The organism is Aureispira anguillae (assembly GCF_026000115.1).
GTDB lineage: Bacteria > Bacteroidota > Bacteroidia > Chitinophagales > Saprospiraceae > Aureispira > Aureispira anguillae.
The window spans coordinates 3,424,458-3,438,202 of the sequence record NZ_AP026867.1; the positions used below are offsets into that span (position 1 = coordinate 3,424,458).

A 13,745-nucleotide genomic window follows, 5' to 3' on the forward strand; every position below is an offset into this window, starting at 1 on the left:
TTTAAAATACCAAAAAACTGATAATCAATGTAGTACAAGATGTTTTTTTATGTTTTTTACTAAAAAACTAAAAAATCAACGGAGTATTATTCTAATATATACTGTTTATTCCTATAAAAAAGCTTATCAAGCCACGCCCTCTGATCCATCTGTTTTGGATAACGATATGCTCTTGTAGGTGCTCAATTATTTTTGCCAAACTGTCATTAAAAGTATCTTAATAGTTAGGTATTAATTGGGGCGATCAATAATTTCAACTACTTTAGTTCATCAACGAAACCATTAAGCTTGAAAAGGATCAACAAGTGGAATTTAAAAAATTGCTATGAAAATACATTTTGTCATTGTTGTTTTAGCAGCGGTTCTACTCCTTCTTTGTTTTACCAGTTTAGGCACAAAGAACAATTTTGGGATTGTTTACAGTATGCGTTTTTACAATTATAGCGTACTAAGTCTGAGCGCAACAATAGGTTTATTCATTTTAATTCCCTTAGCTGTTTATTCCGCAATTTCACATAAAACCCTCCAAGAACAATTTTTAAAATACTTAAGCTTAACCTGCTTGTTCACATTGGCTAATTTAGAGCAAATATTCTATCTTAGAAAACTTTATTTGTCGGAAAATTTGATCCTTCATTGGAGCTATAACATTACTATTTTTTGTAATATTTCATTAATTTTTGTCCTACTTTATGCTGTTCAGCAAAAAAATCCTGTTGTCCAACATTCTAATATTTTGGATGACATTGATTAGCTTAATTTTTTATAAACAATACATTAATGACAACCTTAGACAAAAACCAAATTAAATATCGGCTTGCACGCCCTTCTGATGCCTTATGTTTATCGGTCTTATTCCGACAAGTTTATATGCACAACTATGCCATTGAAGGAATATCTGCGGATTTTTCACGGTTTATTGTTCAACAATTTGCAGTGGATAAAATTGAACAAAAAATACAAAATACGCCCAACTGTATGTTGGTAGCTGAGTATAAAAATAATTTGGCTGGTGTTGCCGAAATTGAATACAACAAAAAATGCCCTGTTGGCGATTTAGTTGCTCCTGAATTAAATAAATTATATGTTTTAGAATGTTTTACGGGCTTGGGAGTCGGGCATCAATTGCTCGATAATGTTGAACAACAGTTGCAACAGCAAGGACATGCTGAATTGTGGTTGTGGGTCTATGCAATTAATGATCGAGCCATTCGGTTTTATGAACGTAAAAATTATCAATGGATTGGCAATGCCTTCTTTGAGTTAGAAGGCGTCAATTATGAAAATAAAGTAATGCACAAAAACTTAACTACTGCTTCCAAACTCCTCCCCCATGACCAAACAAGCCTCAAGAACAGATAGCATAGATTTGCTGCGTGGATTTATTATGATGCTAATGGCTTTAGACCATGCCAGCGCAATGATTGGTCGCATGCACTTTAGTGAATTTTGGGGCGTTCCTTTTGGTGGTTACCCCGATTTAGCTTGGTGGTTGACTCGATTTTTAAGCCATCTTTGCGCCCCAGGTTTCTTTTTTTTGATGGGAATGAGCATTTTCCTATTTGCTCAAAAACGCCTAGCTTCTACATGGAGCAATCGGCAAATCCATCGTTATTTTTTGAAACGTGGAGCTGTCATTTTATTGCTCATGTTTTTTTTAGAATTCCCTGCATGGGGAATTAGCATGGCACTCAAAACAGGGGCACCTTCTGGCGCTACAGGAATGGTGGGAATGCCTGGTTTGGCGGGGAGTTATTTTCTTATTCCCACTTCTGTGCTGTATGGCTTAGGGGGCTGTATGATGATCGCTGGCTTTTTGTGGCGGCTCCAATCGTGGCAGTTATTAAGTATCACTGTAGGCAGCTTTGTTTTATCGTGGTGGTATATTAGTTATTCAAATCCTAGTTTGGCTTTCCATCCTTTAGAACACTTTCTACTCGTTCCTGGCAAATCGCCTGGTGCCATGGTTATTTATCCCATTATCCCTTGGTTGGGGATTACTACTTTTGGAATGTTTTGGGCGCAATTATTACAAAAAGTACCTGCCTCTATCTACAAAATGTCACTGTTTACAGGCAGCAGTTTCATCCTTGCTTTTATAGGGCTTCGTTTGGTAGAATGGGGCAACTTTAGCATTGCGAATAATGACAGTTGGATCAGCTTTTTCACCCTAGTAAAATACCCTCCAAGTATAACCTTTGCACTGATAACCTGTGGTATTAATCTCGTTCTGCTTGCTTTATTTTCTAAGCTTTCAAAACGCAAATGGCTACAGCCTGTGAAGGTTTTTGGACAAACAGCCATGTTCTTTTATATCGCCCATCTATACTTATATGCATTTATGGGAGCAGCATTTCGATCAGGCTGTGACATCAAAATCATGTATTTATGCTGGCTGATAGGCTTAATTATTTTGTATTTTATTTGTCAACGCTTTTTAACATTCAAAAAAGGAAAGCCCAACGATTCGCTTTGGCGAATGATCTAAAAAATCAACTATGTTAGGAAAAGTAGTTGCGCTCAGCAAACGAGCAAGCCACCAAATTAGCAAAATTAATCACACTCAACTGAAATTACTAGAAGGAATTGGGGTTGAAGGAGACGTGCATGCAGGAAAAACCGTAAAGCACCGTTCACGGGTTGCTATTGATCCCAACCAGCCCAATCTTCGCCAAGTTCACCTAATTCATAGTGAATTGTTTGAAGAACTGCTGTCCAAAGGATTTCAAATCAGTGCAGGACAAATGGGCGAAAATATTACCACCCAAGGGATTAAGTTACTTGAATTGCCTAAAGATACGTTATTATATATTGGTGAACAGGCAATTGTTAAAATAACGGGATTGCGCAACCCTTGCCACCAGTTAAATGGCTTACAAGAGGGCTTGCTCAAGGCTGTTTTAGACAAAGATGAACAAGGAAACCTTATTCGAAAAGCTGGAATTATGGGGATTGTATTGCGAGGTGGTTCCATAGCATTAGATGATGTGATACGCATTGAACTGCCTCCTCTCCCTTTTCTTCCCTTAGAACGAGTTTGAGCCATTTATTCTTCCAAAAACCTATGCGTATATTTTAAAATCGATCGTTCTAACAATTGGTCGAGCTCTTCTTCTGTATATTCGTACTTATCCTTCCATTTTTTGGCTAAGGTCTGATAGCGATCTGTTTTCTTAAACAAATACAATTGATTTTTTTTGAATGCTGCAAATTCATCCGTTTCCAATTCTTTAATTTTTAATAATGCTCCCTCCTTTATTTCTAATAAGGTATAATGCTCATAGCTTGAATTATAGCCCATGTGTTCATATTTTTTGAGCTTACCACTTGGCAAAACCAAAATTTCAGAACACCAATCTATTGGAATTTTCTTTTGGTCGGGAAAGATTTTTTTTACCACTGATTTTAGGCTAACATCAGGTTGCCATTCCTCCTTTCCTTCTTCATGCATCCAAACTTGCACTTCTATATCTTTGAGGTATAACATTTGGTCTATAATTTCAAATGTAGCAATATATCCCCTCCATAGAGCTGTAGAGGAAACATCAGCCTTAGGGCGTTTTTTGGGGTATTTCTTAAAGTAGGCTTCCAATGGATTATTGTGCAAATAATAAGTTTTCCCTTTGTAAATTAATCGATCAGGAATCTGTGTAGTAGCCTCTATTTTTCCACAAAAGCAGGTTATCAAAACGCCTATTATAAAGAAAGAATTATTGATGCTTTTTAAGAATAAAAAAATTGATTGCATAGCTGTTTTTTTATAAAAGTAAGGAAGTTTTTTTGATTCCAGAAAAGTCTAAATCTATCCAGTTGATCAAAATTCTATAAGATAAATGCTTTTTAGCGAATAAGTTAGTGCTGGATTAATTTTATTAGTGTTTTCTACCTTACTTGATTTAATGTTAATTGTTTTATCTTGTTCTTAGAAATTTTAAATAACGTTTACTTTTCATTACTTCGTGGGAAACCCGAACAGAGTGAGTAACAAGGCTCATGTAGTAACCACGCAGTAGCACAGGAGTGCTACACAGTTAATTATCAATAAGGTGTATTTTTGTTAATAAAAAATTAAAGCATCGATAATCAACCTAAAAAAGCAACGAAGTATTACTTTTAACACAATATCTAAAATGCACCAAACAGAACGCTTAATGATGCTTCCCTTTGCCCCTGAGCATTTTAACCACTTATTGGATTTATTTTGTAACAATAAAAAAGTAATGACATCTGCTCTAAAAGGCAGGGTACTTTCCCTAAAAGAATTCTTACGGTTGTTGTCCGAGCAATTTATTTTATCGCCTAAGGACGACAACGGTTTTCTTTGTCTCTTTAATCGCCAAAACCATCAATTTGTAGGGGTCACTGGCTTGTTAGCCTGCCATTATTTAGAACAAAAAGATTGGGAATTTGGCTTTATCCTTCATCAGGATTATTGGGGTAAGGGGCTTGCTACAGAAATTGGAAATTTTTGGATCGATTATGCCAAAAATAATAAACAACTAAGCAGAATATTGGCAACGACTCGCCCTGACAATCATTTGTCTAAAAAGGTTCTAAAAAAACTACGTATGCAAGAACAAAAAACCATTTTTATCAAAGATAGAGGGCAACGATTAGTGTTTGTAAAAGATCTATAAAAATCAATATTCATTTGCAATATATCGCAACATCTTCTAACTTGCAGCATCGTCTAATTTTGAATTAACTACCAAACCATACATGAAACAATCAACCGCCTTACATTTGTTAAAATCAGGCAAAAATGTGTTTTTGACAGGCTCTGCGGGGGCTGGTAAGACCTATGTGCTCAATCAGTATATCCAATACCTCAAAGAGCGCCGAGTTCCTATTGCCGTAACTGCTTCAACAGGTATTGCTGCTACGCATATGAATGGCATGACCATACATGCTTGGGCTGGTATTGGCGTTCGTACTCACCTAACCCAAAAGGATTTGGAGTTTATGAAAACCAAGAAATATTTACGGGATAAATTAGAGGCTGCCAAAGTTTTAATTATTGATGAAATTTCAATGTTGCATAAGACGCAATTGGATATGGTCAATCAAGTATTGAAATTTTTTAAAGGAAACAATTATGCTTTTGGGGGAATCCAAGTAATTTTTTCAGGTGATTTTTTTCAACTGCCTCCTGTTGGGGTACAAACAGAAAATAATCGAGAAAAATTTGCCTTTATGTCCAAGGCTTGGTTAGAGGCTAAATTAGCGATTTGTTACCTCACCGAGCAGCATCGCCAAGAAGGTGGTAAGTTAGACGGCATCTTAAATGAAATTCGCAGTGCTAGTATCTCTCCTGAATCTATCCGCCTGTTAGAGCAAGCTAAAAATACGCACTTTGAAGAAGGTTGGGAACCTCCAATGTTATACAGCCACAATCACGATGTTAATCGTACCAATAATCAACACCTTAGGGCTTTGTCTGGCAAAACAAACACTTTTGAGGCAAGTACTAAAGGGAATAAAAAATTGGTGGATTTGCTAAAAAATTCTGTTCGAGCAGCAACTTCTTTGTATCTAAAAGTAGGTGCCAAAGTAATGTTTGTTAAAAACAATTATGAACAGGGCTATATCAATGGGACGTTGGGGAAAGTTATCGCTTATTCGGCGGATAATTTTCCAATTGTAGAACTTAACAATGGGCAACAAATCACTGCGGAGCCTGTACAATGGTCTATTGAGGACGATCTCGGAAAATCACTGGCTTCCTTTGAACAAATTCCCATTCGGTTAGCTTGGGCCATAACCGTACACAAAAGCCAAGGTATGACGCTTGATTGTGCCAAAATAGATTTGAGTCGCACTTTTGAAAAAGGACAAGGCTATGTTGCTCTATCTAGGCTCAAAAACTTAGATGGGCTACAACTTTCTGGTTTTAATGAAACGGCATTGCAGGTAGATAGTTTGGCCTTCAAAGCCGATAAACGCTTTCAAGAACTGTCTGCACAAATAGAAAAAGTTGACATCAAAGAACTCGAAAAAAGAGCCCTAAGTTTTATCAAACATTGTGGTGGGCTGACTGACCCTGAAGAAATTCAGCGATACAACAAGAAGAAAAAGGAAAAAAAGAAAAAGAAAAAAGCAACACATTTAATTAGTAAAGAATTGGTTGAACAAGGTTGGAGTATCCAACAAATTGCCGCAGAACGTGGATTAACAGCTAGTACGATCACTGGACATATTGCCAAACTCCATGAGTTGTTCCCCCAATTGGATTTATCAGCATATAGCCCTTCTAGTGCTATTCTCAACAGGGTACAAACGGCTTATAATACCGTAGTGGCTGCCAATCATCCTGAACAAGTACGCCCTGATGGTTCTGTCAGTTCTAAAGCTCTGTATGAAACAATGAACCAAGAAATTGGCTATACTGACATTAAGTTGGCTTTGATCTTTATTAATAAATAGTCCTTCTACTTTTTTGATTTAAACCTTAATTACAATTGATATGAAATTAGTCGATATTATAACAAAAATGGATCAGCTAAAAGATCAACTGGATAATTTAAGACCGATAAGGGAAGATTACTTACATAAATTGAATCAAAAATTGAGACTCGATTGGAACTACCATTCAAATAGCATTGAAGGGAATACATTATCCATGTCAGAAACCAGATCCTTCATTCTCTGGGGAGTCACAGCCAAAGGGAAACCATTTAGGGATTACTTGGAAATGAAGGGGCATAATGAGGCACTAAATCAACTGTACCATATCGTTCATCAAGAAATAAAAATTACAGAAAGTATCATTAAAGATTTGCACAAAAAAATTCTAGTTGAACCCTATCTTGATTCTAATGCAGAAATTACTCCAGGAGATTGGAAAAAAATCCCCAATTATCTTTATTCTCCAACTGGTGAAAGGATAGATTTTGCTCCTCCTGAAGATGTACCTAAACTAATGAGCAATTTAATTAATTGGCTAAACAATCATATTGCTCCTCCTAAAAGAAAGAAAAAAAAATACGATTTACATCCACTTCTTATCGCAGCGGGATTTCACAGTCAATTCATTAAAATACATCCATTTGGTGATGGAAATGGAAGAATGTCTCGAATACTTACTAATTTAATATTAATGTTGTGCGGATATGTTCCTGCTATAATAAAGTTAGAAAAAAGAAATGAATACTATACTGCTATCAATACTAGCAGTTTAGACAATCCTGAAAATTTAGCAATTCACTTAGGCTTGGCAACTATTCATTCATTAGAAATTGCTATAAAAGCTGCCAAAGGAGAAAACATCGAAGAACCTGACGACTTAGATAAACAATTGTCTTTATTAGAGAACAAAATCAATAACACGGGTGCCGAAATAAAAAAATTAAAAAGTCTTGCAACCCTTAAAGAATTTGGAGACAACAACTTGATATTAATAGCTTCTAAGTTTATGACTATTCACAAAAAATTTAGCAAGTTCTATATTAATAGTTTTTTTGAAATAAAATACACTACTAAAATCCCCATAGAAAAAGACGAGTATGGAGGTGTTGATACAGATGAATTTGGAGATGTTCTTTATCAAGAAAGTACCCTATCTACTTCTATCAATCCACAAAACATAAAAAATAAGCTTATTCATGCTGTTAAAAATTCATCCCAGTTTTTAATGTTAGATGTTCAGGATAGCAGAAATGCCATTCTATTTTCCTATAATTTTGGCACCTTTGCCAGAACGGAAGTATCTACCTTTGATTATGTAATTAACCTTAGCATTTCATTTGATAAAACTCACTTTATAATTACAACTCAAACGGGGGAAAAACATGCTTTTTTATATCATATTGAACTACAAGAGGAGGATCTAGATAATATTATTAAAAAAGATGCCAACCAGCATCTTAAATTCATCCAAAACAAAATAGAAAATTAAGTAGGGATAAGCAGACAGGGTGATTTATTATTATACACAATTGGCTGCGCTGCTAGGTTAGCTAGTGCGCTAGCGCTTATGAGCTCCCTGAGGTCGGTTCGTTATCACTCGTGAGCCAGCAAGCTGGGTTCTGCGTGGTGTTATGCGCTATCCTTATGAGCCAGCATAGCTGGGTTCGGGTTGTCAAAGAACCATAGAACTTAAAAAAACTTAATATGTCTCCCCAGTACTTTTGTTTTACCCCAGAAAGCTCCTAATTGCTATACTCCATATCTTGGGCAAATAGCTCATTCATATAGTGTTCATACAAATCTGCCAATGCGGTCAGTTTATTGGATAATTTTCTACTCGACAACAGCATTTTATTAATCTCTTTGCTTTCGTTATTGGCACAAATAGTAGCCATTAGTTCCCATTCTGCCGAGCAATCTTCTATAAGTTGGCTGATAAACGAGTTGTTTAACTCTGATTTTTTAAGGGCATTCAACTGAATTATAAAATCATGTATACAAACCTGAAGGCGCTGATTCGACAATTCTTGATCTATGCGGTTGGTTTTCATCATAAAATACAGCGCAACTCTTTGAGTGTAAATTCTTAGTTTACTCGCCAACTGAATTTGCTGTGTAATGTCCATTGATTTATCGACTGCCTGCCCATTTTGGATAGAAAAATTTCGATAAGCAGGAATCGTCTGTGCATAATTTTCTACAGCCTCCACTGCCCTATCACAAGCGGCCATCACCACATAAGATTGCTCCAACACCTTAATGGTTTGTAATGGATCTCTTAATTCAAAATTGGTAACCATTTGCTTATAATTTTTCCACATTGTTTTTACGACATGGATAGCCCCTCTAGTTTCTTCTGTAGGGACAGTCATCAACATCACTCGCTGCGTTTGCTCAAATTTATCGACACATTTTAACAATTCTTTCTGATAGGTATAAGCTACCTTTTCGTTCATACTAGCCACATAAGATTTGGCAATTTTTTGTACCAATACACACTGTGCTGTAGCTTGGTTAATTGCGTAACTCAACGAAAGTTTTGCCCCCAAGGCTTCATAATTATAAATCATTTCTTGAATCGCCAAAGAAATCGCCTTTGAATGTTCAAGCATTTGGCTTAAGTTGTTTAGATCGTTGCCTTCCGACTCCAATTCTTCTCTCATCAATTCCCATTCGCTTCGTATTGTCTGTAATTCTGTTTGAATGTTTTGGGAAGTCGTTTCTGCTTTTTCTAGGATAAATAAAATACGAGTAAATGCTTTCTTAGCCTCCTCTAATTTAAATGAATAAGTCAAATCATCTACGCTTTGTTTAGAGGCTAGATAATAAGTCATGATTCGCTCAATAATAACGCGTTGGTTGTAATTCTGATTAATATATTGATTGACGGTAATTAAGTCGCTATTTTCCTTAATGGTATATTCATATTCCTGATAAGCAGCGTGTAGGAGTTTGGTCGCTTTAAGTAGGTTGGAAGCCTGCCTTAATAACTTGTCTACGGCTTCATTTTTTATCGTCCAATCGGCTACTGCTTTATACGTTTTCCATAATGAGCGTACTTCTTGGATGTTTTCTTTTACTCGTTCATTAGGAACCAAAAGGCTCATTCTATAGAGTTGCTCTTCAAAAGCCTCCACTGCTTCTGCTCGTTCTTGGTATAACTTAGGATCTCTCGTGTTGTGGCATAACGCTAAGTATATTTTTGAGATTCGCTGAGAAAGCACCTGCTGATTGGCTGCTAATTCTAATGCTTCCTTAATAGAAGGTCCTTTATTACTAGCAAAAAGTGCAATGGGGAAAATAATGCAACAAAAACAGATTAATTGTATCCTTGTTTTCATGACAGATAGTTGAGGTGTGTTTGTAGTGTGTTAAATGGACTATTGTTTGTTAGAACTAATACAAAAATACGATCTTTGTTGAGTTCCGTCAAGCCTCAAAAATCAATGTGCGCTATGTAAAGTAGATGTAAAATAGTAAATCGCCTATTTCATGCCCCATTCGCAGATTTTAGGTATTCACAAGGAATTGTTGAATGAGTATATTTAATAATTATTTAAATTAAGATGTTAAATAGATGGACAATAATAATTCACATTAAATTGGGCATCTGCTTAATAAGGGCTAATCTCTATGACAAAGCGATCTAGGTCTAAAAAAGTAAAAATCCCATAAAATACCGAACGCATCTTATGGGATCTTTGGACTGCTACACAACGCTATTATTGTATGCAATTTGTAATAAGTAATGAATCTAAATTATTGATAGTTTATTCGAGCAATCTTTTTAATCTTAACTGTGTTGAAAATACTCGCCATAGCTAAGGCTATGACTGTGTTTTTCGCCTTGTTAATATCAAAAATCTTTTACTGCAAATTCTATAAATAATTTTGCCCCATTACTTAACAGCTATTCTTTTATCACCTTTTTAGCATAGATTTGATCGCCCAGTTGGAGTTTAATAAAATACATTCCAGCGCTATAGTCTTTTAAGCTAAATTCAAATTTTGCCAAAAGAACATCTGTTTGTTTTGTTTCTTCTATTAATTGCCCTGTTGCGCTATACAACTGCAAGTGAATATCTTCTGATTCTTTGAGTCCTAAATTTATATAAACCTGCTCAGTTGTAGGGTTGGGAAATACCTCAAAAGTAGTAAGGCTATTTAATTCTGTTTGATTATTCACAACAAAAGGCAAACAAAAATAATGAACCGAACTATCACCAAAATTACCATTTACGGCATTCATCCGAACCAATTCATGACCACTACCATCCGTTAGCCAATAATCTCCTGAACGACCGCACCAAGCACTACCTGTTCCATCCAAACCATCTCCATAACTATCGTAGATCGTAAATCGATAACAACCATTAGGCAAACAAAATTGATTATTCAAAGTATCTCGTGCACCAAAAGCATCGTTATAGGGACCACCACTAAATAGAATTGCTCCTGTAGCAGAATCGCTTAAAACCCAACTGGTCTCACTGGCATAACAATCTGTCGCCAACGCATAGTCAATCCGCTCTCCCCCTAGCGTAATAAAAAAGGCAAAACTACGAGTGTCATTAACGGCATTAGAATCTACTGCTCCATTAGGCAAGGTCGTTGATACATTAAAGGTATGAGCACCAGCACTAGCCGTAATTGTTGGTAAGGTGACCAATGTAATCGCATTGGGTAGAAGGATTCCCGTCCAAGCATAAGAAACATTAGCAGCACCATCTATGTTGTAAACAATATCGATTGTAGTAATGGTATCGTGTCCATAGTTTCGTACTGAGATTTCAGGAATAAAGGAATCTACATTACAATATTTTTCTTCAATTCCTCCTATTTGGGCAATTCCAGCATCTAAGGCTAACCCTGGACCATTGGGATTAAAACCAGTATGTGACAGTACATTGGTATTGCCAGGATCCAACCAATCCTTCAGACGTGTTGAAGCGCTAGAACCATCCCAAGAAACGTCCAACCGACCATAATTATCGTCTTGTCCATTGTCATTGGTTCCTGAACAAGCTGCTGTTCCACCATATAGCTGCCCAACAATAAGCTGGTTTTGATTAAATAAAGGAGATCCTGAAGAAGCAGGCTCTGTTACTCCTTGATCCCAATCTGCAACCATCCAAACATCAGCACCACTCATCGTTGATTGTGTAACGGGATCATCTTCTCTACAAATCTTTTTCACATCCCCCCTAGGGTGATGAATCCCTGTAGTTTGTGTTGCTGGGGTTAGGCTTCTATCCCACCCCGCATAATAAATATTGCCTGTAGGAGTATTGTTTAATTCCATCAAACTAAAATCTGACCCTGCATTATTAGCACGAAGCGTTGCACCATTAATTTCATTATAGGGACCACCTGGATCTTGACTGTTGCCGTTTTGCGCACAAATGGCAACAGGGCTATCCCAATTAAAACGGAAAACCCAAGCTCCCAAACCACTTGTTCCACAATGATTGGCAGTCAAAAAATAAGGTGTCCCATCATTTGATGTATTATTAATCAAAGCCCCTGTACAACTTCCACTCCCTCCTACAATAATCATAGCAACAGAGTTGATCTGATCTTCCCAACCAATTCCCAAAGGGCAAGCAACATCATGATTGCAATTTCCTGCATCATTGAGTCCCTCTATTGCCTTTTCGATAGGATAAGCCCCCAAAGAACGGTAGCCATGCACCACCATACTAATGTTTAAAGCGCCCATCCCTTGTACTGCTTTGGGCTCATAATATTCAACTACTATATTATCCCCTTGAATTAACGTTGTCCCCAACATACGATCTACACTATTGTTGTTATGCGTGTAGGCTCCCTGCACTTCTTTTGTTTTAGGATTGTATAAATAGACAGTTGCCCCCAAAGGCAGTTCATAATCGTCAAATACCAAATTCATAGTTAAAGCCCCCACCGATTCAAACTCAATTTGCCAAATTCTGTCCCCATTTGCCAAGGTTGTCCAAGTGCCACTATTATTTAAGCCATAATTTACCGTATGTTCAAAACCAAATTGCCAAGGTTTCATCCCTGTTGCATCATTAATTTCGTCTATCTTTTTTTGCTGCTCCACATCAAAACGAGGCATCAGATAATAATCAATTGGGCTAAGCTGGCTTTTAAGCGTCCAACTCTTGGGCTTCCCTTCATTCGTCATTTGTCCAATTAGATGACTAACAGACAAACAAATAGTCAAGATTAAAATGAAAATTTTGTTCATAGTACTTTTTGTTGGTATATATTTCGCAAATAATGTGGGGACCCAACAAAAATAATACATTATAGATACAAAAACAGCTTTTATCTACGAAAACCCAAAAAGTAAACTAGCAAAAAAAAGGGTTCTGATCTTCGATCAGAACCCTTTTACCTAATATAGTATTCCTATTATCAAATCATTAGTAGCTTACTAATTTGAGTGAATAGTGTATTTTTTTTGCTTAGAATGCCTTATTCAAACTCTACCAAAACTTGGTTCTTCTCCACAGCGGTTCCCTTCTCAATCTCAATACTCTTTACCACAGCATCTCCTTCTGCTTTAATTACATTTTCCATTTTCATGGCTTCCAAAATCAAAACAGAATCTCCTTTGGCAATTGTATCGCCTACTTCAACCATAACATCCAACACCAAACCAGGCATTGGAGCTTTTATATTATTTACTTTTTGGCTTACCATATTCGAAAAGCCAAGTTGCTCAACCAACAAATCAAATTTATCCTTAAGCTTAACTTCATAACTATTTCGATTAATCTTAATGGTAAATGTTTTGGTGGCATAATCTGCAGCTAGTACAGTAGCCTCAAACGATTGGTTATCTTTTAGAATATGAAATTTTCCTTCTTTAATCTCTAATAAATCCCATTCAAACTCAGTTGAATTGATCGTTGTTTGATATGTATTATTAATGTCTGATTGGTACATAAAATAAACTAAGGTTTTGCCAATTTGGTAACAAAATAAACTTCGTATGTCGTATAAACTAAATAAATAAACAGAAAAGGCAAGATAAAGTGCACGGTCTCAGGTTTTGCAATCAATACAAAAGCAATAACCATAGATGCGCAAAATAACATCTTAAAAAAAATAGACAACAAAAAAACTTGCCCAAATAAGTTTTTGTTTTCGCTTTTTGCACTTTTAGAACAAACAAAAAACAAAACAATAGAAAACAAAATAAAGAACCCCCAACTAATCCAAGAAAAAGATTGATGGGAGGTTATAAGCTGATAAGAATTCAACAAGACCAAACTCAAGGCCACTACGCCCGAAATAACGGTGAGTTGAACATAAAATTTCTTGGGAGTCATTCTCCTTTTATATTAAGAATC

The 13,745-nt window shown here is 36.2% G+C and carries 12 protein-coding genes; 7 read left to right on the forward strand and 5 right to left on the reverse strand.

What is annotated here, in order from left to right; genetic code table 11:
• The first annotated feature begins 325 nt into the window (after positions 1 to 325).
• From AsAng_RS13175 to AsAng_RS13190, 4 genes are read left to right on the forward strand one after another with little or no spacing between them, the layout of a single operon-like run.
• Positions 326 to 754, forward strand: a complete 429-nt coding sequence (locus AsAng_RS13175) for a hypothetical protein (RefSeq protein WP_264793263.1) — start codon at positions 326 to 328, stop codon at positions 752 to 754.
• 26 nt (positions 755 to 780) lie between these two features.
• The gene (locus tag AsAng_RS13180; RefSeq protein WP_264793264.1) at positions 781 to 1,362 is read left to right on the forward strand and encodes a GNAT family N-acetyltransferase; all 582 of its coding nucleotides are present in this window, start codon (positions 781 to 783) and stop codon (positions 1,360 to 1,362) included.
• The gene (locus AsAng_RS13185; RefSeq protein WP_264793265.1) at positions 1,334 to 2,488 is read left to right on the forward strand and encodes a DUF1624 domain-containing protein; all 1,155 of its coding nucleotides are present in this window, start codon (positions 1,334 to 1,336) and stop codon (positions 2,486 to 2,488) included. Before AsAng_RS13180 ends, AsAng_RS13185 begins: the two co-directional genes overlap by 29 nt.
• Positions 2,489 to 2,498: 10 nt before the next feature.
• Positions 2,499 to 3,041, forward strand: coding sequence for an MOSC domain-containing protein (locus AsAng_RS13190; protein WP_264793266.1), 543 nt, complete (start codon positions 2,499 to 2,501; stop codon positions 3,039 to 3,041).
• Between the two features lie 5 nt (positions 3,042 to 3,046).
• On the opposite strand, the gene AsAng_RS13195 is transcribed toward AsAng_RS13190, so the two are convergent.
• On the reverse strand, positions 3,047 to 3,748 hold the full coding sequence (locus AsAng_RS13195; protein WP_264793267.1) for a hypothetical protein: 702 nt from the start codon (positions 3,746 to 3,748) through the stop codon (positions 3,047 to 3,049).
• 382 nt (positions 3,749 to 4,130) lie between these two features.
• Between AsAng_RS13195 and AsAng_RS13200 the strand changes: the two genes are divergently transcribed.
• From AsAng_RS13200 to AsAng_RS13210, 3 genes are all read left to right on the forward strand, one after another.
• Positions 4,131 to 4,637: a GNAT family N-acetyltransferase gene (locus AsAng_RS13200; protein ID WP_264793268.1), complete on the forward strand. Its 507-nt coding sequence runs from the start codon at positions 4,131 to 4,133 to the stop codon at positions 4,635 to 4,637.
• Between the two features lie 82 nt (positions 4,638 to 4,719).
• The gene (locus AsAng_RS13205) at positions 4,720 to 6,423 is read left to right on the forward strand and encodes an AAA family ATPase (protein WP_264793269.1); all 1,704 of its coding nucleotides are present in this window, start codon (positions 4,720 to 4,722) and stop codon (positions 6,421 to 6,423) included.
• 40 nt (positions 6,424 to 6,463) lie between these two features.
• A complete protein-coding gene (locus AsAng_RS13210; protein WP_264793270.1) occupies positions 6,464 to 7,894 on the forward strand; it encodes a Fic family protein in 1,431 nt (476 codons plus the stop codon).
• Between the two features lie 253 nt (positions 7,895 to 8,147).
• Here the strand turns inward: AsAng_RS13210 and AsAng_RS13215 are convergent, their stop codons facing one another.
• From AsAng_RS13215 to AsAng_RS13230, 4 genes are all read right to left on the reverse strand, one after another.
• The gene (locus tag AsAng_RS13215; RefSeq protein ID WP_264793271.1) at positions 8,148 to 9,746 is read right to left on the reverse strand and encodes a hypothetical protein; all 1,599 of its coding nucleotides are present in this window, start codon (positions 9,744 to 9,746) and stop codon (positions 8,148 to 8,150) included.
• Positions 9,747 to 10,315: 569 nt separating this feature from the next.
• Positions 10,316 to 12,634, reverse strand: a complete 2,319-nt coding sequence (locus AsAng_RS13220; RefSeq protein ID WP_264793272.1) for a T9SS type A sorting domain-containing protein — start codon at positions 12,632 to 12,634, stop codon at positions 10,316 to 10,318.
• A 230-nt stretch (positions 12,635 to 12,864) separates the two neighbouring features.
• On the reverse strand, positions 12,865 to 13,338 hold the full coding sequence (locus tag AsAng_RS13225; protein ID WP_264793273.1) for an acetyl-CoA carboxylase biotin carboxyl carrier protein subunit: 474 nt from the start codon (positions 13,336 to 13,338) through the stop codon (positions 12,865 to 12,867).
• 8 nt (positions 13,339 to 13,346) lie between these two features.
• The gene (locus tag AsAng_RS13230; protein WP_264793274.1) at positions 13,347 to 13,724 is read right to left on the reverse strand and encodes a hypothetical protein; all 378 of its coding nucleotides are present in this window, start codon (positions 13,722 to 13,724) and stop codon (positions 13,347 to 13,349) included.
• Between the last annotated feature and the right edge of the window lie 21 nt (positions 13,725 to 13,745).